The following is a 24,782-nucleotide window of genomic DNA, read 5'->3' on the forward strand; positions in this document are numbered from 1 at the left end:
GACACCCGCCGATGTTCGCCTCGAAAAGCGTTTGGCCGCAACCATTCCGGATGGGTCGCTGGCCGACGTCAACGCGGCGCCGGGCCGAAGATCGTGCGCGGCGACCACCACCTCCGCGTAGTCACCGGCCGGATGGGAACGCAGCGCCGCCGCGCCGGCCAACATCACCAGTCCGCCCGCCGCGACTCGCCGCGCCAGCACGGTGCGCGTCCAGTCCGGACGCAGCAATAAAAGGCGGCCGAACAGGTTTGGGTTCAGCGACGGTTCGCCCACGCCGCCACGGTAGGCGCACGGCGGTCAGCGCCGAGTGCCGTCGGCGAAGCGTTTGTGGATAACCGGCTAGCTCGAGGCGGCCGCGGTGGACGGCGCGGAGCTGCTGGTCGACTTCTCGCTCGAACTCGACTTCTCGCTCGACCCGGATGACTTGTCGCTCGAGGCGCCGTTGGAGCCCGAGTCGCTCGACGAGGAGCCGTTGGTCGAGCTGGTGGACTTCTTGCCGGACTCCCGGCTATCGGTGCGGTAGAAGCCGCTGCCCTTGAACACCACGCCGACGGAGTTGAAGCGCTTGCGCAGCCGCCCGGAGCAGCGTTTGCACGTGGTCAGCGCGTCGTCGGTGAAGGCCTGCACGATGTCGAAGCGATCGCCGCACTCGGTGCACTGATAGCTGTAAGTCGGCACGAAAACCTCCGGATGATTGCAAAGTCTGTTAGCACTCTAGCGTCTCAAGTGCTAGAACCGCCACGTGATGTCACTCATTCCCGAACTGTTACCCCAGATTGAGGGCGACTAGTCCCCGTCGCGGCGTGAGGGCGTCGGTCATCGGAATGTCGTGCGGCTCGGCGGGCAGGTGGTCCACCAACTCCGGGTCGCGCACCACCGCGACCAGCCGCGCGTGCGGGTCCCGGCGGCCCAGGGAGCGATCGTAGAACCCGCGACCGCGACCCAGTCGGACGCCGGAGCGGTCGACGGCCAACGACGGCACCAGGATCAGGCTCGCCTCGGCGATCGCCGAGGCCGGAAGCCACGGCTCGGGCGGCTCGAGCAATCCCCACCGCGCGGCCGTCAGGGTGCCCGGCCGGTATTCGCCCCAACGCAACGGCAACGGCGCGTCGTCGGCGGCGGTGCGCGCAACCGGCAGCAGCACTCGCCCGGACCGCCGCAGCAACACGTCGAGCATGTCTATCGACCCGGGTTCGGCGCCTACCGGCACGTACGCGCACACCGTGTCACCGCTGCTCACGACGCCTTGCAAGCCGTCCAGTCGCCCGCTCAACATCCGGGCCTCCTCGGTCCGCACATCGTCGGCAACGCGGCGGCGGGCCGCTTGCAACTGGGCCCGCAACGCGGCCTTCCCGGTGGTCGCCATGGGTCAACCATTCCAGCCGGGTCTTTGGCCGCGCCACATCGACTCGGCAAACCGGCGCCGGGTTATCGTGTGAACAATGTCAAGCCCAAAAGTGGTGGTCCCACACACGGCGATCGTGCCCGCCGCCGGTCTTGGTACCCGCTTCCTGCCCGCGACGAAAACGGTGCCCAAGGAGCTGCTGCCCGTCGTCGACACCCCCGGCATCGAGCTGGTGGCCGCCGAGGCGGCTGAGGCGGGCGCCGACCGGCTGGTGATCATCACCTCCGAGGGCAAGGACGGCGTCGTCGCGCATTTCGTCGAGGACCTGGTCCTCGAGGGGACGCTGGAGGCGCGCGGCAAGAAGGCGATGCTCGACAAGGTGCGGCGGGCGCCGCAGCTGATCAAGGTCGAGTCCGTCGTGCAGGCCGAACCGCTCGGCCTCGGACACGCCATCGGCTGCGTGGAGCCCACCCTGACGCCCGACGACGACGCCGTGATGGTGCTGCTGCCCGACGACCTGGTGTTGCCGACCGGCGTGCTGGAGACGATGTCGAAGGTGCGCGCGCAATACGGCGGCACCGTGTTGTGTGCCATCGAGGTGGCGCCCGAAGAGGTCAGCGCCTACGGGGTTTTCGATGTCGAGCCGGTGCCCGGCGACGACAACCCCGACGTGCTGAAGGTCAACGGCATGGTGGAGAAGCCCAAGCGCGAGGACGCCCCGTCGCTGTTCGCCGCGGCGGGCCGCTACGTGCTCGACCGCGCGATCTTCGACGCGTTGCGCCGCGTCGACCGCGGGGTGGGCGGTGAAGTCCAGCTCACCGACGCCATCGCGTTGCTCATCGCGGAGGGCCACCCGGTGCATGTCGTCGTGCACCGTGGATCTCGACACGACTTGGGAAATCCCGGCGGCTACCTCAAGGCTGCGGTTGACTTTGCATTGGATCGTGACGACTACGGCCCCGATTTGCGGCGATGGTTGGTGGCGCGGTTAGGCCTGGCCGAGAAGTAGCCGGCCGATACGCCCGGCCCAGGACGGCGCCCGTCAGGGCAGTAGAGGGCAGAGCCCGCCAGGGCAAAGAGGGCAGAGAGGCGCGCTGTGCGTTCTGTTGAGGAGCAGCAGGCCCGGATAACCGCCGCCGCGGTGGCCCCGCGGCCCATCCGGGTGGCCATCGCCGAGGCGCAGGGATTGATGTGTGCCGAGGAAGTTGTCACCGAGCGGCCCATGCCCGGCTTCGACCAGGCCGCGATCGACGGCTACGCGGTGCGCAGCGTCGACGTGCTGGGCATCGGCGAGGTGGGTGCCGACAGCTTGCCTGAGCCGCCGCCCGGCGACGCCGAGCTGGACGAAGACCGGCGCGAGGGCCTGGTCCTGCCGGTGATGGGAACCGTCGAGGCCGGCGCGCGCACACCCAGCCGCCTGCAACCGCGCCAGGCCGCCCGAGTACACACGGGAGCCCCGCTACCCACGCTCGCCGACGCGGTGATCCCGTTGCGCTGGACCGACGGCGGGAGCAAGCGAGTGCGGATCCTGCGCGGCGCGCCGTCGGGTGCGTACGTGCGCCGGACTGGCGACGACGTGCAGCCGGGTGACGTTGCGGTGCGCGCCGGCACGGTGATCGGCGCGGCCCAGGTCGGGCTGCTCGCGGCGGTCGGCCGCGAGCGGGTGCTGGTGCATCCGCGGCCCCGGGTGACGGTGTTGGCCGTCGGTGGTGAGTTGGTCGATATTTCGCGCACCCCCGGCAACGGCCAGGTCTACGACGTCAACTCCTACGCGCTGGCGGCGGCGGCCCGCGATGCCGGTGCGGAGGTCAACCGCGTCGGCATCGTCAGCAACGACCCCAAGGAATTCCGCGACACCGTAGAGGGCCAGATCAACCGCGCCGAGGTGGTGGTGATCGCCGGCGGGGTCGGCGGCGCCGCGGCCGAGTCGGTGCGGTCGGTGCTCTCCGAGCTGGGGGAGATGGAGGTCGTCCGCGTCGCCATGCACCCCGGATCCGTCCAAGGCTTCGGGCAGCTGGGCCGCGACGGCGTCCCGACGTTTCTGTTGCCCGCCAATCCGGTCAGCGCGCTGGTGGTCTTCGAGGTGATGGTGCGGCCGCTGATCCGGCTTTCGCTGGGCAAGCGTCAGCCGATGCGCCGGATCGTGCAGGCCCGCACGCTGTCGCCGATCACGTCGGTCGCCGGCCGCAAGGGCTATCTGCGGGGTCAGCTGATGCGCGACCAGGAGACGGGTGAATACCTGGTGCAGGCACTGGGCGGGCCGCCCGGGGCGTCTTCCCACCTGCTGGCCACCCTCGCCGAAGCGAACTGCCTCGTGGTGGTGCCCAGCGGTGCCGAACAGATCCGCACCGGCGAAATCGTCGATGTCGCCTTCCTGGCTCAGCGCGGTTAAGTGCAACGACTCCGCAAGCTCGTGAACCTGTTGCGCACCAACGCCCGTCATCCGGGTTGGCCGCTGGACGTGGGGCCGTTGCGGGTCCCGGCGGGAGTGGTCCGGCTGCGAGCCGTGCGGATGCGCGACGGCGCGCAGTGGAGCCGCATCCGGTTGGCCGACCGCGCCCATCTCGAGCCGTGGGAGCCGAGCGCGGAGAGCGATTGGACGAGCCGGCACACCGTCGCCGCGTGGCCGGCGCTGTGCTCCGGCCTGCGCGCCGAGGCCCGCGCGGGCCGCATGTTGCCCTACGTCATCGAGCTCGACGGGCGGTTCTGTGGCCAGTTGACCATTGGCAACGTCACTCACGGGGCGCTGCGGTCGGCGTGGATCGGCTACTGGGTGCCGCGGTCGGCGACCGGCGGCGGGGTGGCCACGGCCGCGCTGGCGCTGGGCCTCGACCACTGCTTCGGTCCGGTGATGCTGCACCGCGTGGAGGCCACGGTGCGGCCCGAGAACGCCGCGAGCCGGGCCGTGCTGGCGAAGGTCGGCTTCCGCCAGGAGGGGTTGTTGCAGCGTTACCTCGAGGTCGATAAGGCGTGGCGGGACCACCTGTTGATGGCCATCACGGTCGAAGAGGTGTCCGGATCGGTAGCATCGACGCTGGTCCGGGGCGGACACGCCAGCTGGGCGTGACCGCGCCGTCCCTCTGTGGCACCCGGCCGCGCGGCTAGCTCCTTGACCGCTGTGTGGCTACCGCGACACGAGTGACTCGTGGTGCTTGTGAGAGGCAAATTACAGGTGTGTAATTGTCCTGGTCACCTAGACCCGGCCGCGCTGGCCTCCGAGGGGCTTCGCGGAATCGGAACCGAAGAGAGCAGGTCGTCATGCCAAGCATTCCGCAGTCACTGTTGTGGATCTCGCTCGTGGTGCTTTGGCTGTTCGTCTTGGTGCCCATGCTCGTCAGCAAACGCGACGCCGTGCGTCGCACCAGCGATGTCGCCCTGGCGACCCGGGTCCTCAACGGCGGCGCGAACTCCCGCCTGATCAAGCGCAGCGGCCCGGCCGCGGGTCATCGCAGCGATCCCAACTGGCAGCCGCCGGAAGAGTCGGCCGAAAACGACCTCGACATCGCCGAGGATGAGGACGACGAAGAGCACGACACCGAGGAGCTACGCGCCGCGCGCCCCGTCGTCATGAAGATCGCGACGCCCGAGCTCTCCGAGCCCGACTACCTCGACGTCGATGTGGTCGAGGATTCACAGGCGCTGCCGGCGGGCGTCGAAGCGGCCGTCGAGGAGGAACCAGAGGCCGACGAGGACGACGAGGACTCCGACACGGACGTGGTCGCCCACGCCGGCGACGAAAGCGACGAGGGCTTCGAATACGTCGACGACTCTTCGGGTCTGGAGCCGGAAGCCGAGGCCGACGACGACGAGACGCCGGCGCCCGTCCCCCGGAACGCCTCCCGGCGCCGTCGCTTCGACACCAAGACCGCCGCCGCGGTCAGCGCGCGCAAGTACGCCTTCCGCAAGCGCGTGTTGATGGTGATGGCCGTCGTCCTGGTCGGCACTGCCACGGCCGCGTTCAAGATTTCGCCGACCGCCTGGTGGGCGTGCGGCAGCGCCACCGCCGTGACCCTCATGTACCTGGCCTACCTGCGGCGCCAGACCCGCATCGAGGAGAAGGTGCGCCGCCGCCGGATGCAGCGGATGGCGCGGGCGCGGATGGGCGTGGAGAACGCCTATGACCGCGACTATGACGTGGTCCCGTCGCGGCTGCGGCGGCCGGGGGCGGTGGTTCTCGAGATCGACGACGAGGACCCGATCTTCGAGCACCTGGACTACTCGATGCCGATGCGCAACTACGGCTGGTCCAGGGACCTGCCGCGGGCCGTCGGCGAGTAGTGCTCGCATTTCGGTGGTTCGGCCCGGGGCTGGTAGCCTGCTAGCGATCAGGGGCTATGGCGCAGTTGGTAGCGCGACTCGTTCGCATCGAGTAGGTCAGGGGTTCGAATCCCCTTAGCTCCACACAGTTTGCACGGTTAGGGTGCCTCGTCGAGGCGATCGATCAGCCTAGTTTGGCGCGTTGGCGTGCAGCTTGTGCTTTGTCAGCCACGCGTCGATGTGGCTCATGGTTGCCGGCAGGGAAGCCCCGGAAAAGACCATGTGGTCGGAGCCGGGTATTTCGACTACCTCGGCGAGCCGATATTGGGCCGCTGTTTTGCGCAACACCTCTGCCGGAACGATCAAGTCCTTTTCGCCGCCGATGACCAACACCGGAGCGGTCACGGCGGAGGCGTGTACACGGGTCTTCTTGGAGAGCCTGAGTGTCGCGAGGAGCATCTGCCATTGCGCTCGGCCGGACTCGCAAACCAGGCCGTCATAGATCTCGCGTGCGGTGTCCTCCGTTTGGGCGTTGGCCACCCACTGGCGGAATCGGTCGAACGGGGGAGGAGGCACCGGCTTGGCCCACGCGCGCGAGCGCAAAAACCACGGCGCCGACATCCGCCTGTTAGCCGGAGTCGAACCGCCGATGCCCGCGGCGGGGGCGGGACACGCGGCGACCAACCCGACGTGCGGGGTGCGTGCCGCGACCAGTTGGGCAAGCAGGCCGCCCATCGAGTGGCCGACCAACAGTGGTGCGCTATCGAGCGAAGCGACGAATGCGACTAGGTCGTCGACGTAATCCTGCAGGCTTAGCGACGCAACCTTGCCGGCGCCTTCGTGGATGGGCAGTTCGTGATGCCGCAGCGTCGGGGTATGGGCGGTGTAACCGCGGTCCTGGAACGCGGCGCGGGCGCCCGCCAACTGTTCCCCGCGTGACCAGTTGCCGTGAATCAGGACAACGTGTCGCGTCTTCGACATACCCAAGAGGATGGCATCGGCGACCACCTATTGCGGCGGTTTGGCTCCTTGGCACGGCGAGCACCCGCTCCGTCCAGTCAGCGAAGAAACCGGCCAGTAAGCGATCAGCACTATCTGTTCGCGGCCGACAGTGGCAGGCTCAACCGAGGAAGGGACTGAACAGAGTCCCAAAGGAACAAGCTGAGGCCAGGCGGTCACCGCTCAAGAAGAGGGCGGTAACTCGAGGTTTCCCCACCTCAGTCCCTCCCGCCAACTACGCGCCATGCGACGCGGCGAAGGAGTCAACCCCATCACGGATGCGCGACGAGGTACGTTTCGTTGCCCAATCCGGTGGTGAGTTCGTCGACGTCGAAGGGCCGGTCGAGCCGGGCGTTCAACACTTTCGGGTCGATCAGAAGACTGATTTCGGCGGTCTGCCGGGCGAAGAGGCGGCCGATCAGCGGGTAGATGCGGCGCATGATCGCCCGTTCGCCGGCGGTGCAGCGCGAGGCGCAGTAACCGACGTGGCCGATCTCGTCGGTGAGGATCTCGCGGTATAGGAGTTCGATTCGCTCGCAGACTTCCGGTTCGTCGGCGAACAGTTCCCTGCCGGCGCGGCGTAATTCGTCGAACATGATGCAGCCCGCCATTTCGCCGGCTCCGACGAACGCAAAGCTCAGCCGCTCCGGAACGAACACACCGGTTTTGACGAACTGGCGCATGACGAACGGGGGAGGGGCGACTTGGAAGGTCAGGCCGAAGACGTCGAGCGCATAAGCCAGCAGCCGGGTGTGGTAGTGCTCCTCCAGTTCGATGTAGACGTTTTCGGGCGGCAGATTCTTATCGCTGTTGCGCCCGTAGGTTTCGCCGAGCCCGACGCCGAACCGCTCCGCCTGATTCAGCTTGGCCGTCGCCAGCAGGAACAGCATCTTTCGGTCCAGCCCGGCCTCCGGCCGCCGGCGGCGCAGGTTGCGAAGGAAGGTTTGTTGATCGACCGGGTGGGCCGACCGGACCGGATTGGCTTCCAGTTGGTCGAAGAACCGCTCGCGATTGGCCAGCCGCCTGTTGAGCAGGTCGGCCTCGCCGTCGCGCCTAGCCAGGAAATCGCGATATCCCTCGATGCTCGTGCTGTTCATCGTTTCTCCATTCCGTTGACACTCGTTGACACGTAACGACTTAACAGCGCAGGGTCGTGCGATCCGATGGCGAGCAGCGCAAAGAGCCCGGTGAGGAAGAACATCGCCAGTTCCGTGGCGTCCGCGTCGGCCGAGACTTGTCCCGCGTCTTGCGCACGGCGGATCACGCCCGCCAGGAATTGTGCGATTGGGTGCTGCGCCAGCTCTTCTTCAACGGGACGCGACGGCGAGAAGTGCAGACCGAGCATGTCGCGGAAAACGGCTGCGCCCAAACGATTTTCGGCATCCAATATCCGCGATACGACGTCCGACAGTATCGCGGCCAAATCGCCCTTGGCGTCGCCGAGTTCGCTGATGATCCGCCTCTCCTCGTCACGCTCCAGCTCGGCGAGCACGTGCTCCTTCGTCGGGAAGTGGAAATAAAACGTTCCCCGCACCACGCCCGCCGTGGCCGCGATGGCGCTGACATCGGCGGCGGCCAAGCCGCGCTGCCTGATCTCGGCCAGCGCGGCGTCGAACAGGCGCGCCCGGGTTTCCAAGCGCCGAGCCTCCCGCACGCCCGCTGAACCGGAAGAAGCCTGCAGAGGCCGCATGGCCGCAGCCTATGACGTGTCGCTGACGGTCGTCAATGACGGGCGTCAGCCAATCGATGAGCGTTCGGCAACCGGGCGCCACGAACCGATGCAAGACCCTCCGTCCGGCACGGTTGTCCACGAGCGGTTAGCAAACAAGGGGACAAGCCCACGCGGACGATCCACTGCGCCGCGCCGAGGACGTCGGCAATTCGCGCGAGTTCCGCGGCGAGATGACTGAGCACCGGCGAGGAGTGCAGGTCGGCCGGATCCGGCGTGCTGCCCGGTTGAGGATCAACCGCCGGAGGGGATCCGACCGGATCTGTTCGAGTGCGACACGGCCGCCGATGTGGGGAAGTGGCTGCCCAGCCTGCTGGTGCGGCGCCTCGAACGACTGGAGCTCGCGTACGCGTAAGCGCGATTGCCCGCCATGGGAGCGGGGTACTGATCCTTGCGACAGGCCGCGAAACGAAAGGACCCCATGGCGACCCGCGAGGACAGCGCCACCGACGAGCTGTTGCAGGAACTGCTGTGGGCCTACGGGCCGTGCGGCCAGGAAGCCGACGTCCGCGCCGTCTGCGCCCGTGAACTGCGGCCCGTCGTCGACGACATGTGGACCGACGACGCCGGCAACCTGATCGGCTACATCGGTGCCGATCCCCCGACCGGCGCCGGGCACGGGCACCGTCACCGGGTGTCCTCGGCGGCCGAACCCGGCGTCGCGACGCGGGTCATGGCGCACATGGACGAGCTGTCCATGCTCGTCAAGCGGGTGGAGCCCGACGGCACGCTGCACCTGACCCAGCTCGGAACGATGTACCCGGGCAACTTCGGCCTCGGGCCGGTCGGCATCCTCGGCGAGAACGAGACGTTGACCGGGGTCCTCACGCTGGGTTCGGAACACACCACCCAAGAGAGCCAGCGGATCTGGCAGACCAAGCCCGACCAGGGCGACAAAGCGCTGGACTGGGACCACGTGTACGTCTTCACCGGCCGCAGCACCGACGACCTCGACGCCGCCGGGGTGCGCCCGGGCACCCGCGTGTGCGTCGACCGCAGCAAACGGACGCTGGTCGAGGTCGGCGACTATCTGGGCTGCTACTTCCTCGACGACCGCGCCGCGGTGACCGCCCTACTGCGTGCCGCGCGCGTGCTGCGCGAGCGCGGCCAACGACCCGTTGACGACGTCTATCTCGTGTTCACCACCAACGAGGAGATCGGTGGGGTGGGGGGCACCTACGCAAGCGGATCGCTGCCCGGCACCCTTACCCTCGCGCTGGAGGTCGGCCCCACCGAGCGCGAGTACGGCACCAAAGTCAGCGGCGGCCCGATCATCGGCTACAGCGACGCGCTGTGCGTCTACGACAAGGACGTCGCTGACCGGCTGATGGGCATCGCCACCGACTTGGGTTTGTCGCCGCAAGCCGCCGTGCTGGGCGCCTTCGAATCCGACGCGTCGCACTCCAAGGCCAACGGGCTGACGCCGCGTGCAGGCCTGCTCTGCCTGCCCACGCTGAGCACCCACGGTTACGAGGTCATGCTCCGCACCGCGATCGACGACATGGCGGCGATCGTCGTGGAGTTCGTCATGCAGCCCGGCGCGCACGCCCGCGGCGAACCCTAATGGCGTCCCAAAATTTGCCTGAACATTGCCTAAGAGCCGCGTGGCGGCACGCGGCGCGCCGTCCCGGCGGCCATACGGTCGACGGATGAACGTTGACTACTACCTGCAGAAGGTGCCGGTCGAGTCGGTGCGGCCCGGGTTCTCTCTCGCCATCGATCGGGACGGCGACTATCGCCTGTTCCGGGTGGAATGCACGCAGATGACGCAGCGCAGCGGTCAGCCGGTGATGTTCACGCTCACCTCCGAGCCCGTCGATGGCGGCGAACCGTGGGTATTGGAGTGCGAGGCGGGGACACCGGTCGTCCGGGTGCTCGGCGTGGGCAAGGTGGCGTCCTAGCCCGGTCGGGCGGGCTTCGCGGCGACGACGAACTGCAGCGCGCGCTGGGTCTGCTGCTCGACGTCGACCAGGCCGGCCGACGAGAACAGGTCGACGAAGGCGTGCCGGTCGAACATGGTCAGCCCGATGACGCGCGCGCCGCTGTTCATCGCGTACCGGATCGGGGGCAGGTCCGGGGTGTAGCTGGTCAGGATCGCGATCCGCCCCCCGGGTCGCAAGACCCGCACCATTTCGCGTGCCACCCCGAACGGCTCGGGCATCAGATACAGCGCGCCGAAGCAGCAGACCGCGTCGAACGTCTCGTCGGCGAACGGCAGCGCCCGGGCGTCGCCGCGGACATAACTGGTGCGCGGGGTGCTGTTGTCCAGAACGGCGCGGGTCAGCATCGGCTCGGAGATGTCGAAGCCGACGGCCAGGCCGCCATCCGATAGTTGCGCGGCCAGGGAGCCGGTGAAATTGCCTGGGCCGCAAGCGACATCGAGCAATCTTTCCGCGCTGGACAGCTTCAGCGCCGACGCCGCGCGGCGTTGCTCGGCGCCGGTGGTTACGCCGCTGGCGACGTAGAAGGCGGTCGGCCGCCACAGCCGCTCGTAGACCGTCGCGACGAGGGGGCTGTTCATGGCCCGCTGGGCGAACGTCGGGGCCGGCGAACTCGTCGATTCGCCCAGTACGTCGAGGAAACCGTGCCGCAGCGTGGCGGTCTCGGTGAGGAGGCCGCGGGTCAATTCGACTGCATCCTGGCTCATTTCATCGCTTTCGTGAAGGCGTGGACGGTTGGGCGCAATCCGCAGGTGAATCCCGATTTTCTGCCGATCCGACTGCTACGCTAGGGCTCTTCGTGAGGGTTCGACGCATTGGGGTTGGCACGTGGCGCACATTTCGCCGACGATCGCGGGACGCGCGTCGGCCGGCTGAGCGGATATACGTCGACAGTGAATTCCTTGCCCCGAATCCGCGCCCGCGCGCCGCTGCGGATCTCGTTCGCCGGGGGCGGCACCGACGTGCCACCCTTCCCGACCACCGAGGGTGGCTGCGTCCTGTCGGCGACCATCGACCGCTACGCGCAGGGTTCGCTTTCCCCGCGCACCGACCGCAGGGTCACCATCGAGTCGGTGGACTTCAAGACCACCCACGAGATGACGCTCGACAGCGAGATCCTCTACGACGGCAGCCTGGACCTGATCAAGGCCGCCGTGCGCAGGTTCGGCAAGGACGGCACCGACGGCTACGACCTGGTGCTGCGGTCGAGCGTCCCGCCGGGCTCGGGGCTGGGCTCGTCGTCGACGATGATGGTCGCGCTCACCGGCCTGCTCGCCGAGCACTACCGGGTGCCGATGGGCGAATACGAGACGGCGCAGCTGGCGTGCGCCATCGAGCGTGAGGACCTGGGCATCACCGGCGGCATGCAGGACATGTACGCCGCGACGTTCGGCGGATTCAACTTCATCGAGTTCACCGACCGCGTGATCGTCAACCCCCTGCGCATCCGCGAGGAGACCGCGTTCGAGCTGGAACTCAGCCTGCTGCTGTGCTTTACGGGCATCACGCGGGACTCCGCGCGGGTCATCGAGGACCAGACGCGGCGCGCCACGACCGGCGCCGACGACACCCTGGCGGGACTGCGGGCGCAGAAGGAGTTGGCGGTCGCCATGAAGGCCGCCCTGCTGACCAACAAGCTGAACGAATTCGGCGCGCTGCTCGGCGAGGCGTGGACGCAGAAGAAGCGCATGTCGCCCTACATCACCAACGAACGCATCGACGAGCTCTACGACCTGGCCCTGCGCAACGGCGCACTCGGCGGCAAGATCACCGGGGCGGGCGGCGGCGGTTACATCCTGCTGTTCTGCGACTTCGCGAAGAAGCATCGCCTCATCGAATCCCTCGAGTCGGCCGGGGCGACGATCACCGAATTCGCCTTTGAGAGCAAAGGACTGACCACATGGCAGGCATGAGCAGCTCGGATGTCGTCGCGCCGAGCGTCGAGCTGGTCCAGGCGCGATTGGCGGACACGATCGCGGTCAAGCAGCAGATGCTGTCGGGGGCCATCGCGACCCAGACCGTCGAAATCGCGCGGCTGATCATCTCCTCGCTGCGCTCCGGCGGCAAGGTGATCTTCTTCGGCAACGGCGGATCCGCCCAAGACGCGGGGCATCTGGCCGCGGAACTGATGGGCCGCTTCGCATTTGACCGCCCGGGCCTGGCCGCGATCAGCTTGCCCGACTCCACCGCGGCGATGACGGCGATCGGCAACGACTACTCCTACGACGAGGTGTTCGCCCGCCAGGTGCTCGCGGCCGGCCGCGCCGGCGACGTGGTGGTCGGCCTCACCACGTCGGGCAATTCGCCGAATGTCGTTCGCGCGCTGGAGGCCGCCGCGGGTGCCGGGATGACCACCGTGGCGCTCACCGGGGCGCGCGGCGGCAAGGTGGCCGACGTCGCCGCGTTGTGCATCCGGGTGCCCAGCGACAACACCGGGCGCGTCCAGGAGGCCTGCCTGCACCTGGGCCATTCCATCTGCGAGATGGTCGAAGCGGCGCTGTTTCCCCGGCCCTCCTGAGGCCGACCTGGATGCTCGATTTGCGGAACGTCCGCACTGTCTTTTTGGACCGGGACGGGACGATCAACGTCAAGGCCGCCGACGGCGAGTACGTCAGGTCGCCCGACGAGCTGGTGTTGTTGCCCGGGGCGGCCCGGGCGGTGGCCGCCTTGAACGCGGCCGGCCTGCGCACCGTGTTGGTGACCAACCAACGATGGCTGTCCGAACCGGCCGCGGAGGCGGCGCGTTTCGCCGCCGTCCAGCACCGGTTGGAACAACTCCTGGCCGATGAGGGCGCCCGACTGGACGCCGAGTACCACTGTCCGCACGCGGCGGACAGTTGCGACTGTCGCAAGCCCGGTGCGGGCATGCTGGTGCGCGCGGCACGTGAGCATGGGTTCGCGCTGGCCGAGTCGGTGATGATCGGCGACAGCGAGACCGATGTGCTTGCGGGCCGGGCGGCCGGCGCGGCGACCGTCCTGCTGCGCCCCGGCGGCGGAGAGGCTTACGGCGCCGACGTGGTGGTCGACGACCTCGCCGCCGCCGTGCGACTCATCCTGGGTGCGAAGGAATCTAGTCCCACGTAAATCGTTGCGCCGCAGAACGAATCACCAGCGCCAGCGCGAACGGAAGGTCGTCCCGCAGGTATCGGCGGGCGAGGCGGCGCGGCTCGAGCGCCAGCCGGTGCACCCACTCGAATCCCAGCCGTTGCAGGACGGGGGATGCCCGGCGGACGACCCCGGCGGTCATCGCGATGCCGCCGCCGCAGGCGAGGCACCAGGCGCCGGGGAGCTCGGCGCGCAGCATTTCGATGAGGCGTTCCTGCCGGGGGAAGCCCAGGCCGACGAAGACCAGGTCGGGGGCCGCGGCCGCGACGGCGGCCCCCGCGCGCCGCGCCCCCTCCTCCGTCTGGTCGAACCCGAACGGCGGCGAGCACGTGCCCGCGATGCGCAGGCCGGTGGACTGCACGACGAGCGCCTCGGCCGCCCGCTCCGGGACGCCCTCGGCGCCGCCGATGAGGTACACCGACTTGCCGTCGGCGGCCGCCGCGGCGCTCAACGGAAACATCAGCGAGGAGCCGGCGACGCGCTCGGGCAGCTTGTCGCCCTTGGCCCGCGCCGCCCACACCAGGGGCATCCCGTCGGCAACCACGAGGGTCGCGCGGGCGATCAGGTCGGCGAGGTCGCGGTCGCGGGCGGCCATCAGGGCCACATCGACGTTCACCGGCACGATCGAGCCGCCGCGGCCGGCGGCCCAGGCGGCGCGCACCGCCTCGACGACCTGCCCTTCGGTCAGGGCGTCGAACCAGAGACCGCCCACCTGGATTTTTCGCGGGCCCGCACCGGTCAGCCTCGGTGAACTTCGGCGGGCTGCGCTCACCCGATCATCATGCCCCGCGACATCGCCGACCGACCGGCCGACGCGCCTTCGCGACGTATCGGCCGCGCGTCCTTGCCGCGCCCGGAACCGAGCCCATAACCTGGGCAACATCCGACCGCGTCGGAAGTTTCGGGACTGGCGGGGTAGACGACGGCAACGCAGGCGGGCAGGTCATGGCACAGCGGCGGTCACCGCGAGGCATAGACCCACGCCACGGCCGTGTGATCGGCGGGCTATCGCAGTGGCCTTGACCGGCGCGCGCGCGGACGAGCTGGCGACGATGGACATCTTCGAGGGATGTCCCACCTCCGATCTCGCGCCGTTGGCAGCCTCCCTGCAGCCGCTGCGCGCCGGGTCCGGGCAAGTGCTGATGAAGCAGGGCGAGGAGGCCGTGTCCTTCCTGCTCATCTCGTCGGGCATCGTCGAGATCACCCACGTCGGCGACGACGGCGTAGTCATCGTCGAGCACGCGTTTCCCGGCATGCTGATCGGGGAGATCGCCCTGCTGCGGCACATCCCGCGGACCGCGACGGTCACCACCGCCGGACCGCTGACCGGTTGGATCGGCGACAACGACGCGTTCGTCCGCATGGTGCACATCCCCGGGGTGATGGAGCGGCTACTGCGCACGGTGCGCCAGCGGCTCGCCGCGTTCATCACACCGATCCCGATCCGGGTCCGCGACGGCACGCACCTGATGCTGCGGCCGGTGCTGCCCGGTGACAGCGAGCGCACCGTGCACGGGCACATCCAGTTTTCCAGCGAGACGCTTTACCGGCGGTTCATGACGCCGCGCCTGCCCACCCCGGCGTTGATGCACTATCTGTCGGAGGTCGACTACGTCGACCACTTCGTCTGGGTGGTGATCGACGGCAGCGACCCGGTGGCCGACGCCCGTTTCGTGCGTGACGAGGCCGACCGCAGCGTCGCCGAGATCGCGTTCACCGTCGCCGACGCCTACCAGGGCCGCGGGATCGGCACCTTCCTGGTCAACGCGCTGTCGATCGCCGCCCGGGTCGCCGGGGTCGAAAGGTTCTCCGCGCGAATGCTTTCCGACAATCTCCCGATGCGCACCATCATGGACCACTACGGGGCGGTCTGGCAGCGCGAGGACATCGGCGTCATCACCACCGTCATCGACGTGCCCCGCCGGCGCGACCACGGGTTCCGGCGCGACGTGGCTGCCCAGATCGAGCACGTCGCCCGCCAGATGATCGAGGTGGTCGGCTGAGCCCGTTGCGGATCGGCCCGGTGTTCGCGCTCGCGCTGGCGGTGGCCGCGTGTGGCCACGCGCCCGCGCCCGTCACCTCGCCGGCGCCCGCGAAAACGCCGGCGCCGAAGGCGGTCAACCCGGCGAACATCAAGCGCGTCGTTCGCGAGTTGCCGCCCGGGTACGAGGCGAGCACCGGCATCCCCAGCTCAGCGTCACCCCGGGTGATCTGGAGCCTCGGGCCGGAGGCGTTGGACACCAAGGCGAGGCCGGCGCAATGCGGACAGCTCGCCGATCCCGGCAATGGGGGTGATCAGACGGCCCAGGGGGTATCCGGGTCGGGCAGCGGCGGCATCGTCGACGCCGTGGTGGTGGCTTTGCCGGGGCCGGTGGACCTGCCCGACGGCGTGATGGCCGCGTGCGGTCAGTGGACGATGACCGCCGGGCGCACCACCGCGACCGTGCACCTGACCGACGCCCCGCACATCGACGGCGTCCCGACCGTCGGGATGGTGGCCGACGTCAAGTCTTCGGTGGAGTCGGGCACCGAGATCGATTCGCGCACATACACCTTCACGGCATACCTGGGAAACTTCTACGCGTTCACCACGCTGACCACCGATCCCGGCTCGGTGGTGCCCGCGCTGCCACCGCAATTCGCCGCCGATCTGCTCGTCAAAACGGTGTCCGCGTTGCGCAGTTGACGCATTGGCCTTGGGTAGATTAGCCACGGTGTTCAAGGTGGCGGTCACGGTCGCGGCGGTGGGTGTGCTCGCCGGCTGCTCGTCGGGCGAGGCGACCTCGACGAAAGTCGACATCAAGAGGGTCTCCGAGGTGAAGTCGAGCTTCGGGCCGGACTTCAAGGTCACCGACATCGGTGAGCGCGGGATCGATCCCAAGGTGTTGTCCGGCCGCAAGCTCCCGGAGGGGCTGACGTTCGACCCCGCCAACTGCGCGAAGGCGGCGACGGGCCCGGAGATGCCGCCGGACCTGCAGGGCAACATGGCCGCGGTCTCCGCCGAGGGCAAGGGCAATCGGTTCGTGGTCATCGCGGTGGAAACGTCGAAAGCGTTGCCGTTCAACGATCCCGGCAAGGACTGCGCCAAGGTCGCGTTCTCCGGACCTCAGCTGCGGGGCGGCATGGAGGTGGTCGACGCGCCGCAGATCGACGGGACCCACACGCTCGGGGTGCACCGCGTCCTGCAGGCGCTGGTCGCAGGCGGCCCGCGCACCGGCGAACTCTACGACTATTCAGCCCAATTCGGCGATTATCAGGTGATCGTCACGGCCAACCCGCTGGTGATCCCCGGGCAGCCCGTCGCGCCGGTCGATACCCAGCGCGCCCGGGACTTGCTGGTGAGCGCGGTGAAGGCGGTCCGCAGCTAGCGCGACGACGATGAGCGCGCGACGGCGCAATCCCGTCCAGCGATCCAACAGTCTCAGGCCTAGCGCACGCCGCGCGGGCGGAATTGGATGCTGATGCGCGGACCCACCGGCGTCGACGTCTTGGGCACGGAGTGCTCCCAGGTGCGCTGGCAGGATCCGCCCATCACCAGCAGATCCCCGTGGGCCTGCGGCAGCCGCAAAGACGGGCCGCCGCCGCGCCGCCGCATGGCGAACGTGCGGGTGGCGCCCAGGCTGATGATCGCCACCATGGTGTCCTCGGAGCTGCTGCGGCCGATGGTGTCGCCGTGCCAGGCGACGCTGTCGGAGCCGTCGCGATAGCAGCACAACCCGACGGTGGTGAACGGCTCGCCGAGTTCACCGGCGTAGATGTCGTTGAGCCGGCGTCGCAGCCGGGCCAGCAGGGGATGCGGCGGCTCGTCGAGGGTGAGGTCGTGAAAACTCACCAGCCGCGGCACGTCGACCACCCGGTCGTACATCTGGCGGCGTTCCTCCCGCCAGGGCACCGCGGTCAGGAGGGCGTCGAGCAGTTCATCGGCCTCGGTCAGCCAGCCGGCGCGCATTTCGATAAAGGCGCCCTCACCGAGTTGCCTGCGCTCGGTGTGCTGGAACAGGGAGCCTTGTACCGCCATCTCCACGACGCCCAGTCTATCGCACACCCGTTCGAGTGCCCGGGCGCCGGGACGGCCGGGTCCGCCGCCGCTACCGTTGTGGGTGTGGTCGAGCTGGGCACCAATTCCGAGGTGGGAGCGCTGCGCGTCGTCATCCTGCACCGCCCCGGCGGGGAGCTGCGGCGGCTCAATCCGCGCAACATGGATCAGCTGCTCTTCGACGGGCTGCCCTGGGTCGCCCGCGCGCAAGATGAACACGACCAGTTCGCCGAGCTGCTGCGCTCCCGCGGAGTGGAGGTGCTGCTGTTGGCCGACCTGCTGGCCGAGGCCCTGACCCACAGTGGGGCCGCCCGGATGCAGGGCGTGGCCGCCGCGGTCGACGCGCGCCGGCTCGGAGTGCCGTTGGCGCAAGCCCTTTCGGGCTACCTCCGGGGACTCGACGCGGACAGGCTGGCCCACGTGCTGATGTCCGGCATGACGTTCAACGAACTGCCGGCGGACATCCGGACCGACGTGTCGCTGGTGCTGCGCATGCACCAGGGGGCGGACTTCGTCATCGAGCCCCTGCCCAACCTGGTCTTCACCCGCGACTCGTCGATCTGGATCGGCCCCCGAGTGGTGATTCCCACGCTGGCGTTGCGCGCCCGGGTGCGCGAGGCGTCGCTGACCGATCTCATCTACGCCCATCACCCGCGGTTCACCGGGGTGCGGCGCGCCTACGAGTCGCGCACCGCGCCCGTCGAGGGCGGTGACGTGCTGCTGCTCGCGCCCGGTGTCGTCGCCGTCGGGGTCGGCGAGCGGACCACCCCCGCGGGTGCGGAAGCGTTGGCGCGCAGCCTGTTCGACGACGATCTGGCGAGCAAGGTGCTCGCCGTGCCGATCGCCCAGCGTCGCGCCCAGATGCACCTGGACACGGTGTGCACGATGGTCGACACCGACACCGTGGTGATGTACGCCAACGTCGTCGACACGCTTTCGGCGTTCACCATCGAGCGCACGCCCTCCGGCGTCGCCATCAGCGACGAGGCGCCGTTCCTGGAGGCCGCCGCCAAGGCAATGGAAATCGACCGGCTGCGCGTCATCGACACCGGGTTGGACCCCATCGTCGCCGAACGCGAGCAGTGGGACGACGGCAACAACACGCTGGCGTTGGCGCCCGGCGTCGTCGTCGCCTACGAGCGCAACGCGCAGACCAACGCCCGCCTGCAGGACGCGGGCATCGAGGTGCTCACGATCGCGGGCTCCGAACTGGGCACCGGCCGCGGCGGTCCCCGGTGCATGTCCTGTCCCGTGGCCCGCGATCCGGTGCGCTAGACGTCGAGATAGCCGTCCAAGCCAAAGGGGTCAGCGCCAGCTGGGCAGCCAAATCTCCATGTCCCACGTCTGCTGCGATATCGGCAGCCCGGTGAGGACGGGGAACAGCCAGGCGAAGTTGGTCACCACGACGGCCACATAAAGGCAGACCGCGATCAGCCCCAGCGTGCGCCGCTCCGAGCTCAGGCCGCGGGGTCGCCCGGGCGGGTAGAGGATGTCCCCGCATATCAGGGCGATGGCCATCACCAGGAACGGCCCCATCGTCGCCGCGTAGAAGAAGTACATCTGCCGGTCGATGTCGGCGAACCAGGGCAGCCACCCGGCGCAATAACCGGTCAGCACAACGGCGTAACGCCAGTCGCGGCGGACGAACGTGCGCCAGCACGCGTAGATCAGGACCGGCACCGCCAGCCACCACATGGCCGGGGTGCCCACCAGCATCTCCGCCTTGACGCACGACTGCGCACCGCAACCGGACACGTTCTGCTGATCGATCGCATAGAGCACCGGCCGCAACGACATCGGCCAGGCCCACGGCTTGGACTCCCACGGGTGGTAGTTGCCGGCCGCGTTGGTCAGGCTCTTGTGGAAGTCGAAAGCCTTGGCGGTGTAATGCCATAGCGACCGGATGGCATCCGGCAGCGGGACAACCGAGTGGGGGCCGATCGACTGGCCCACCTCATGCCGATCGATAGCGGTCTCGGACGCGAACCACGGCGCGTAACTGGCCAGATACACCGCGAACGGGATGAACACCAGCGCGTAAGCGGTGGGGATCAGATCGCGCCGCAAGACCCCCACCCACGGACGGGTCACCTGGTACTGGCGCCGCGCCGCCACGTCGAACGCCAACGACATCGCGCCGAAGAACAGCACGAAATACAGGCCGGACCACTTTGTCCCGCAAGCCAATCCGAGCAAGACGCCCGCCAGGAAGCGCCACCACCGCACCCCGAGCCGCGGACCCCACACCGTCTCGGCGGCGCGCCCGGCAAGCAGTGCGACGTGCATGCGCTCGCGCACCTGGTCCCGGTCGACGATCAGCGCGCCGAACGCCGCGACCACGAAGAAGGTGAGGATGCCGTCGAGCAGGGCGGTCCGCGCGGTGACGAAGCTGACGCCGTCGCAGATCACCAGAATCCCGGCGATCGCGCCGACCAGCGTGGAGCGGCTGATCCGCCGGACTATCCGCGTCACCAGCACGACGAGCACCACGCCCAGCAGGGCGCCGGTGAACCGCCAGCCGACGCCGGTGTAGCCGAAGATCGCCTCGCCGGTCGCGATCAGCTGCTTGCCGACCGGCGGATGCACCACCAGGCCGAACCCCGGGTTGTCCTCCACCCCGTGGTTGTGCAGCGCCTGCCAGGCCTGGGGCGCGTAGTGCTTCTCGTCGAAGACGGGCGTGCCGGCGTCGGTCGGCGAACCGAGGTTGAGGAACCGGCTGATCGTTGCCAGCACGGCGATCACGCCCGTCACGACCCAGCCGCGAATCTGATCGGTGGGACCGAAGTCGGCCACCGGAACTGTCGGCCCCGGGCTGACCACGGGCACGACACGCTCCTGGCCGGCGTCCAAGGTTTCGCGGGGCGGGGCGGACATCGGTGTCGATCGTAGGCTGTCCGTCATGACCACCGGCCGCCTGTTGCTGGGCGCGACCCCGTTGGGCCAGCCGTCGGACGCCTCACCCCGCCTGATCGACGCCCTCGCCCACGCCGACGTGGTGGCCGCCGAGGACACCCGGCGGGTGCGCACGCTGGCGAAGGCCCTGGAGGTGACCATCACCGGCCGGGTGATCAGCCTGTTCGACCGGGTCGAGGCCGCCCGGGTGGAACCGCTGATCAGCGCGCTGCAAGCCGGTGCGACCGTGCTGGTGGTCAGCGACGCCGGGATGCCGCTGATCAGCGACCCCGGCTTCCGCCTGGTTGCGGCGTGCGTCGAGGCGGGGATCCCGCTGACGTGCCTGCCCGGCCCGTCGGCCGTGATGACCGCGCTGGCGCTGTCCGGGCTGCCCGCGGAGAGGTTCTGCTTCGAGGGCTTCGCCCCCCGCAAGAGGGCCGCGCGGCGGGCCTGGCTGGACTCGCTGGCCGACGAGCGGCGCACCTGCGTGTTCTTCGAATCCCCGCGCCGGTTGGCCGCGTGTTTGCGCGACGCCGTCGACCAACTCGGCGGTGCCCGGCGGGCGGCGATCTGCCGGGAGCTGACCAAGGTGCACGAGGAGGTGGTGCGCGGGTCGCTCGACGAGCTGGCGGCGTGGGCGGACGACGGGGTGCTCGGCGAAGTCACCGTCGTGCTGGCCGGCGCCACCCCGAGCGCCGACCTGCCGTCGCTGGTCGCGCGGGTGGAGGAGCTGGTCGCCGGCGGCGCGCGCGTCAAGGACGCCTGCGGTGAGGTGGCCGCAGAGCATCCCGGGGTGCGCTCGCGCCAGCTCTACGACGCGGTCCTGCAGTCCCGTCGCGCGTGAGGGTCAGCGGGCCGAGAATGCGGCCGCGATGCGGGGCTGCCCGACGATGGGCGACGCCTTGTGCAGGCATTCGGCCCACTCGGCGTCGGGATCCGAGTCGGCGGTGATACCGCCGCCGACGCCCAGCACGGCGCCACCGTCGGCGTCGAACTCGACCGTGCGAATGGCGACGTTCAGCTCACAACCCGCCACGGGAGAGGCTAAACCGATTGTGCCGCAATAGATTCCACGACGGTGCGGCTCCCATCGCGAAAGCAGCTGGCGCGCCCGGTGTTTGGGGGTGCCGGTGACCGACGCCGGCGGGAAGGCGGCGTCCAGCAGCGCCGACGTCGGCAGCTCGGCGGGCACCCGCGCCGACACGGTGGACACCAGGTGCCACACGCCCGGGGCGCGCCGCACCACCAACAACTCGGGCACGGTGACCGTGCCGACGATCGCCACCCGGCCCAGGTCGTTGCGCACCAGGTCGACGATCATGATGTTCTCCGCGACCTCCTTCGCCGACGCCCGCAGCGCCGACGGCCACGCGTCCAGGGGCAGGGTGCCCTTGATCGGGCTGGACGTCACGAGCGTTCCGCGCCGCCGCAGGAACAGCTCCGGCGACAGCGACGCCACCGCGCCCCACGTCCCGGCGACGTAGGCCGCCCGCGCCGGGGAGGTGCGGGCGATGCCGTCGGCGAAGAAATCCAGCGGGGCGCCGCTGAGCGTCCCGGTGAACTGCGTGCACACGCACGCCTGGTAGACCTCGCCGGCGCGGATGGCCTCCAGGCAGTTGAGCACGCCGTCGCGGTGTGCGGCCCGGTCGGCCGGACGCCAGTCGATGCGGCAGTCGCGGACCGGCGAAGGCGCGGTGGCCAGGGCGGCGGCCAGCCAGTCGGGAATGGTCGCCCCGGAGAGGCTTTCGTACCACCACTGCCCGTCCCGGTCGCGGCGCAGCACGCAGTCGGTCCAGCCGCCGGCGGCTTCGGGGATGCGGTTCGCCCGGTCGTCGGCGCCCGGATCGGGATAGGAGAGGTAACCGATCCAGCCGCCACCCACCGCCTTCGGGTCGACCGTGTGGGGGTTCTGCTGGACGGCGAAGGCGGCATCGAGGTCGACCGGCTGTGCCGACACGCTCGGTGCGATCACCGCCAGGGAGTCGAACCAGTCGCCGGTCAGCGCGGCCGGCGGCGGCAGGCCGAGGCGTGCCGTGGCGTCACCGACGGCGCGCAGCACCTGGGGTGCGGCGCCAAGGTCGCCGAGCCGGTCGATACGCACCGCCCTAGCTTGACAGAAGGGCGGGTTTTCGCACTGCGGGCGCCTTGGACCGGCCGGAGCTACCCGCGGCTGACGTCCCGGGCGGTCGCCAGGGCCGCCAGCTTGTCCGGGTTGCGCGTCACATAGAAGTTGGTGATCAAGGCGTCGGCAATCTCCAGCGTGATCACCCCTTCAAGGTGATCGCCGAGGTAGAGCAAGACGGCCGGGGCGCTGTTGCAGTTCACCATTTCCACCCGGAATTCCGCGAGCTCGGTCGCCTTGCGGATCAGGCCGACGATGGCCCGGGCCACCCGCTCGGCGCCCACCACGGGCCTGCGGGCCGCGCTCACCTTGCCGCCGCTGTCCGCCGTCCAGGTCGCGTCGGGGGCGAGCAGCGTCATCAGCGTCTGGACGTCGCCGCTGGCGGCCGTCTGGAGGAACTGGGCGGTGAGCTCCGCGTTGCGTTGCGGGTCGGCCGCGTCGAACCTTTTCCGCCGTGCCCGTACGTGTTCGCGCGCCCGGTGCGCCACCTGCCGCACGGTCGGCGCCGGCCTGCCCACCGCCTCCGCGATCTCGCCGTAGTCGAAGCCGAACACCTCCCGCAGGAGGAACACGGCCCGTTCGTCGGGGCTCAGCGTTTCCAGCAGGACCAGCATCGCCATCGATATGGATTCCGCCAGAACGACATCCGCCGAGGGATCCTGTTCGTCGAGCAGCAGTGGCTCGGGCAGCCACGGGCCCACGTACTCCTCCCGGCGGCGCGCGTCGGCGCGCAGTGCGTTGAGCGCCTGCCGGGTCACCAGCTGGGCCAGGTAGGACTTGGTGTCGCGCACCGTCGACAGGTCGACCGCCGCCCACCGCAGATAGCTGTCCTGCAGCACGTCGTCGGCCTCGGTCGCCGAGCCCAGCATCTCGTAGGCGATGGTGAACAGGAGCGGCCGCAGCACCGTGAACCGTTCGGCGTGGTCGGGCGCGTGCGTCATGGCAACGCGACCGCGGCCGGCGCCTGCGCGGGCCGCTTGCCGCCCTTGAGCCAGAGGTAGGAGCCGGGCTGGGCGGCCTCGCGCCGGATCGCCCACAGCGTGCCCTTGCAGATGGCCTCCTTGATCGACGCCGCGGTCCGGCCGCCGATCGCCACGTTCACCGGGGTGTCGTCGGTGTGCGCCAACTGCACGGTGCCGTAGGTGCGGCCAACGCTGATGCACTGACCGACGAAGGCCTGGTTGAGCGGGGCGGGGGCGGTTCCGGAGATGCGGCTGAGCACGGTGTTGGCGGCCTGCGCCCCCAACGGTTCGGCGGCTTGGCAGCTCATCCGCAGCGGCTGACCCGACGGCGCCGCGGCGTCACCGGCCGCGACGACGTAGGGGTTGTCGACGCAGGTCAGCGTCTCGTCGGTGAGCAGCCGGCCAATCGGGTCGGTGCTCAGGCCGCTGCGGGCGGCCAGGTCCGGCACGGCGAAGCCCGCGGTCCAGATGGTCGCCGCGCTCGGCAGCACCGCGTCGTCGCTCAACACCACCGCGTCCCAGCGCACCTCGGTCACCGCCACGGATTCCAGCACGTTGACCCCGAAGCCGCGCAGTCGCTTGGCGACCGACCGGCGGCCGCGCCTGCTCAGCGACGGGGCGAGCGGCCCGCCGCACACCAGGGTCACCTGCCGGCCCCGTTCGGCCAGCTCGGAGGCCGTTTCGATGCCGGTCAGCCCGGCGCCGACAACGGTGACGGGCGCGGCCAGCGGCAGGTCGGCGAGCGCGTAGCGCAACCGCTGCGCGCTTTCCAGGTCGGCTATCGGGTAGGCGAAGTCGGCGTACCCGGGCACGGTCGCGGGGCTCGCGCCGGTGCTGCCGACCGCATAGATCAGGTAGTCGTAGTTCAGTTCCGCGCCCGACGACAGGAGGAGGCGCCGGGCGCCGGCGTCGATGCGGTCGACGGTGTCGACCACCAACCGGATCCCGTCGCCGAGCAGCGTCGCGTAGTCGGCGGTCGCGGCGCCGGTGTCGGCGACCAACTGGTGCAGGCGGATCCGCTCCACGAAGACGGGGCGGGCGTTCACCAGCGTGATGTCGATGTCGCGACGCTGCCGTAGACGGTTGGCGGCCATGGTGCCGGCGTATCCGCCCCCGACCACCACGACATGAGTTTTCTGCGGGGCCACCTCGGTCATTGCTGTCTCCTGTTCTCTCGGGTCTGATGCCCTTGAGACACCGCGGGCCCCTCGAGCGTGACAGGGCCGCCCACATTGTGACCCGTCTCACGCGGACGGCCGTGAGACCGGGGGAGGGCCGGGTCGTGCGTGCTAGGCTGCGCTACGCCAATTGGTGACCTGCCCCGCGTCGGAGACCCGCACCAGATAACCCAGGCAATATGGGGCCACTTCAGTGAGCATCGGCGTGTCTTGGGAG

Annotated in this window: 26 protein-coding genes, 1 tRNA gene and 1 pseudogene; 15 read left to right on the forward strand and 13 right to left on the reverse strand. The window is 69.5% G+C overall.

Going from position 1 to position 24,782, the window contains the following annotated elements; all coding sequences use genetic code 11:
• The 3 genes and pseudogenes from A5681_RS20280 to A5681_RS20290 all read right to left on the reverse strand — a co-directional run.
• A pseudogene (locus A5681_RS20280) lies at window positions 1-273 on the reverse strand (hypothetical protein); the annotation flags it as partial.
• 66 nt (window positions 274-339) lie between these two features.
• A complete protein-coding gene (locus A5681_RS20285; RefSeq protein ID WP_067279274.1) occupies window positions 340-678 on the reverse strand; it encodes an FmdB family zinc ribbon protein in 339 nt (112 codons plus the stop codon).
• Window positions 679-766: 88 nt separating this feature from the next.
• Window positions 767-1,366 carry a 5-formyltetrahydrofolate cyclo-ligase gene (locus A5681_RS20290; protein WP_067279278.1) on the reverse strand — a complete coding sequence of 200 codons (600 nt, stop codon included), beginning with the start codon at window positions 1,364-1,366 and terminating at the stop codon, window positions 767-769.
• Window positions 1,367-1,442: 76 nt separating this feature from the next.
• Between A5681_RS20290 and A5681_RS20295 the strand changes: the two genes are divergently transcribed.
• From A5681_RS20295 to A5681_RS20315, 5 genes are all read left to right on the forward strand, one after another.
• The gene (locus A5681_RS20295; RefSeq protein ID WP_067279282.1) at window positions 1,443-2,354 is read left to right on the forward strand and encodes a UTP--glucose-1-phosphate uridylyltransferase; all 912 of its coding nucleotides are present in this window, start codon (window positions 1,443-1,445) and stop codon (window positions 2,352-2,354) included.
• A gap of 87 nt (window positions 2,355-2,441) precedes the next feature.
• Window positions 2,442-3,737, forward strand: a complete 1,296-nt coding sequence (glp, locus tag A5681_RS20300; protein ID WP_067279285.1) for a gephyrin-like molybdotransferase Glp — start codon at window positions 2,442-2,444, stop codon at window positions 3,735-3,737.
• Window positions 3,738-3,758: 21 nt separating this feature from the next.
• On the forward strand, window positions 3,759-4,412 hold the full coding sequence (locus A5681_RS20305) for a GNAT family N-acetyltransferase (protein ID WP_197498668.1): 654 nt from the start codon (window positions 3,759-3,761) through the stop codon (window positions 4,410-4,412).
• A gap of 191 nt (window positions 4,413-4,603) precedes the next feature.
• Window positions 4,604-5,623, forward strand: coding sequence for a gephyrin-like molybdotransferase receptor GlpR (gene glpR / locus A5681_RS20310; RefSeq protein WP_067279288.1), 1,020 nt, complete (start codon window positions 4,604-4,606; stop codon window positions 5,621-5,623).
• Between the two features lie 50 nt (window positions 5,624-5,673).
• Window positions 5,674-5,746, forward strand: a tRNA-Ala gene (locus A5681_RS20315).
• Between the two features lie 45 nt (window positions 5,747-5,791).
• Here the strand turns inward: A5681_RS20315 and A5681_RS20320 are convergent.
• The 3 genes from A5681_RS20320 to A5681_RS20330 form a co-directional block, all read right to left on the reverse strand.
• The gene (locus tag A5681_RS20320) at window positions 5,792-6,583 is read right to left on the reverse strand and encodes an alpha/beta hydrolase (RefSeq protein ID WP_067279291.1); all 792 of its coding nucleotides are present in this window, start codon (window positions 6,581-6,583) and stop codon (window positions 5,792-5,794) included.
• A gap of 290 nt (window positions 6,584-6,873) precedes the next feature.
• Window positions 6,874-7,698, reverse strand: a complete 825-nt coding sequence (locus tag A5681_RS20325; RefSeq protein WP_067279295.1) for a hypothetical protein — start codon at window positions 7,696-7,698, stop codon at window positions 6,874-6,876.
• Window positions 7,695-8,291: a TetR/AcrR family transcriptional regulator gene (locus A5681_RS20330; protein ID WP_067279298.1), complete on the reverse strand. Its 597-nt coding sequence runs from the start codon at window positions 8,289-8,291 to the stop codon at window positions 7,695-7,697. Before A5681_RS20330 ends, A5681_RS20325 begins: the two co-directional genes overlap by 4 nt.
• Window positions 8,292-8,751: 460 nt before the next feature.
• Here A5681_RS20330 and A5681_RS20335 point away from each other — a divergent pair, with 460 nt between their 5' ends.
• Together A5681_RS20335 and A5681_RS20340 are read left to right on the forward strand one after the other, a co-directional pair.
• Window positions 8,752-9,894, forward strand: coding sequence for a M42 family metallopeptidase (locus A5681_RS20335; RefSeq protein WP_067279301.1), 1,143 nt, complete (start codon window positions 8,752-8,754; stop codon window positions 9,892-9,894).
• An 85-nt stretch (window positions 9,895-9,979) separates the two neighbouring features.
• Window positions 9,980-10,231, forward strand: coding sequence for a hypothetical protein (locus A5681_RS20340; protein WP_067279304.1), 252 nt, complete (start codon window positions 9,980-9,982; stop codon window positions 10,229-10,231).
• On the opposite strand, the gene A5681_RS20345 is transcribed toward A5681_RS20340, so the two are convergent.
• The gene (locus tag A5681_RS20345) at window positions 10,228-10,977 is read right to left on the reverse strand and encodes a class I SAM-dependent methyltransferase (RefSeq protein ID WP_067279307.1); all 750 of its coding nucleotides are present in this window, start codon (window positions 10,975-10,977) and stop codon (window positions 10,228-10,230) included. The two genes, A5681_RS20340 and A5681_RS20345, sit on opposite strands and share 4 nt — an antisense overlap.
• Before the next feature lie 186 nt (window positions 10,978-11,163).
• Between A5681_RS20345 and A5681_RS20350 the strand changes: the two genes are divergently transcribed.
• Genes A5681_RS20350 through A5681_RS20360 form a run of 3 tightly spaced genes read left to right on the forward strand, consistent with a single transcriptional unit; the run spans window position 11,164 to window position 13,354 of the window.
• Window positions 11,164-12,183, forward strand: a complete 1,020-nt coding sequence (locus A5681_RS20350) for a GHMP kinase (RefSeq protein WP_067279311.1) — start codon at window positions 11,164-11,166, stop codon at window positions 12,181-12,183.
• The gene (locus A5681_RS20355; RefSeq protein ID WP_197498662.1) at window positions 12,171-12,788 is read left to right on the forward strand and encodes a D-sedoheptulose-7-phosphate isomerase; all 618 of its coding nucleotides are present in this window, start codon (window positions 12,171-12,173) and stop codon (window positions 12,786-12,788) included. Before A5681_RS20350 ends, A5681_RS20355 begins: the two co-directional genes overlap by 13 nt.
• Window positions 12,789-12,799: 11 nt before the next feature.
• Window positions 12,800-13,354, forward strand: coding sequence for a D-glycero-alpha-D-manno-heptose-1,7-bisphosphate 7-phosphatase (locus tag A5681_RS20360; RefSeq protein ID WP_067279318.1), 555 nt, complete (start codon window positions 12,800-12,802; stop codon window positions 13,352-13,354).
• Here the strand turns inward: A5681_RS20360 and A5681_RS20365 are convergent.
• Complete coding sequence (locus A5681_RS20365; RefSeq protein ID WP_231996379.1) at window positions 13,341-14,147, reverse strand: WecB/TagA/CpsF family glycosyltransferase; 807 nt, start codon at window positions 14,145-14,147, stop codon at window positions 13,341-13,343. The two genes, A5681_RS20360 and A5681_RS20365, sit on opposite strands and share 14 nt — an antisense overlap.
• A gap of 280 nt (window positions 14,148-14,427) precedes the next feature.
• Between A5681_RS20365 and A5681_RS20370 the strand changes: the two genes are divergently transcribed.
• From A5681_RS20370 to A5681_RS20380, 3 genes are read left to right on the forward strand one after another with little or no spacing between them, the layout of a single operon-like run.
• Window positions 14,428-15,378, forward strand: a complete 951-nt coding sequence (locus A5681_RS20370; protein WP_067279514.1) for a GNAT family N-acetyltransferase — start codon at window positions 14,428-14,430, stop codon at window positions 15,376-15,378.
• Window positions 15,375-16,061 carry a DUF5642 family protein gene (locus A5681_RS20375; RefSeq protein ID WP_067279321.1) on the forward strand — a complete coding sequence of 229 codons (687 nt, stop codon included), beginning with the start codon at window positions 15,375-15,377 and terminating at the stop codon, window positions 16,059-16,061. Before A5681_RS20370 ends, A5681_RS20375 begins: the two co-directional genes overlap by 4 nt.
• 28 nt (window positions 16,062-16,089) lie before the next feature.
• Window positions 16,090-16,743 carry a DUF5642 family protein gene (locus A5681_RS20380; RefSeq protein WP_067279325.1) on the forward strand — a complete coding sequence of 218 codons (654 nt, stop codon included), beginning with the start codon at window positions 16,090-16,092 and terminating at the stop codon, window positions 16,741-16,743.
• A gap of 59 nt (window positions 16,744-16,802) precedes the next feature.
• Here the strand turns inward: A5681_RS20380 and A5681_RS20385 are convergent, their stop codons facing one another.
• Window positions 16,803-17,399 (reverse strand): alpha-ketoglutarate-dependent dioxygenase AlkB, encoded by a 597-nt coding sequence (locus A5681_RS20385; protein WP_197498663.1) that lies wholly within the window; start codon window positions 17,397-17,399, stop codon window positions 16,803-16,805.
• Window positions 17,400-17,471: 72 nt separating this feature from the next.
• Between A5681_RS20385 and arcA the strand changes: the two genes are divergently transcribed.
• Window positions 17,472-18,686, forward strand: coding sequence for an arginine deiminase (gene arcA / locus A5681_RS20390; RefSeq protein ID WP_067279333.1), 1,215 nt, complete (start codon window positions 17,472-17,474; stop codon window positions 18,684-18,686).
• Between the two features lie 30 nt (window positions 18,687-18,716).
• Here the strand turns inward: arcA and A5681_RS20395 are convergent, their stop codons facing one another.
• Entirely contained in the window at window positions 18,717-20,285 is a 1,569-nt protein-coding gene (locus A5681_RS20395; RefSeq protein WP_067279336.1) for a dolichyl-phosphate-mannose--protein mannosyltransferase, read from the reverse strand.
• Between the two features lie 25 nt (window positions 20,286-20,310).
• Here A5681_RS20395 and rsmI point away from each other — a divergent pair, with 25 nt between their 5' ends.
• The gene (gene rsmI, locus A5681_RS20400) at window positions 20,311-21,147 is read left to right on the forward strand and encodes a 16S rRNA (cytidine(1402)-2'-O)-methyltransferase (protein ID WP_067279339.1); all 837 of its coding nucleotides are present in this window, start codon (window positions 20,311-20,313) and stop codon (window positions 21,145-21,147) included.
• A gap of 3 nt (window positions 21,148-21,150) precedes the next feature.
• On the opposite strand, the gene A5681_RS20405 is transcribed toward rsmI, so the two are convergent.
• Genes A5681_RS20405 through A5681_RS20415 form a run of 3 tightly spaced genes read right to left on the reverse strand, consistent with a single transcriptional unit; the run spans window position 21,151 to window position 24,544 of the window.
• Window positions 21,151-22,404: an aminodeoxychorismate synthase component I gene (locus A5681_RS20405; RefSeq protein WP_067279343.1), complete on the reverse strand. Its 1,254-nt coding sequence runs from the start codon at window positions 22,402-22,404 to the stop codon at window positions 21,151-21,153.
• A 59-nt stretch (window positions 22,405-22,463) separates the two neighbouring features.
• Window positions 22,464-23,366 (reverse strand): RNA polymerase sigma-70 factor, encoded by a 903-nt coding sequence (locus tag A5681_RS20410; protein ID WP_067279346.1) that lies wholly within the window; start codon window positions 23,364-23,366, stop codon window positions 22,464-22,466.
• Complete coding sequence (locus A5681_RS20415; RefSeq protein WP_067279352.1) at window positions 23,363-24,544, reverse strand: NAD(P)/FAD-dependent oxidoreductase; 1,182 nt, start codon at window positions 24,542-24,544, stop codon at window positions 23,363-23,365. The genes A5681_RS20410 and A5681_RS20415 overlap by 4 nt, the downstream gene beginning before the upstream one ends.
• Window positions 24,545-24,782: the final 238 nt, after the last annotated feature.

It is taken from the genome of Mycobacterium scrofulaceum, assembly GCF_001667885.1.
Lineage (GTDB): Bacteria > Actinomycetota > Actinomycetes > Mycobacteriales > Mycobacteriaceae > Mycobacterium > Mycobacterium scrofulaceum_C.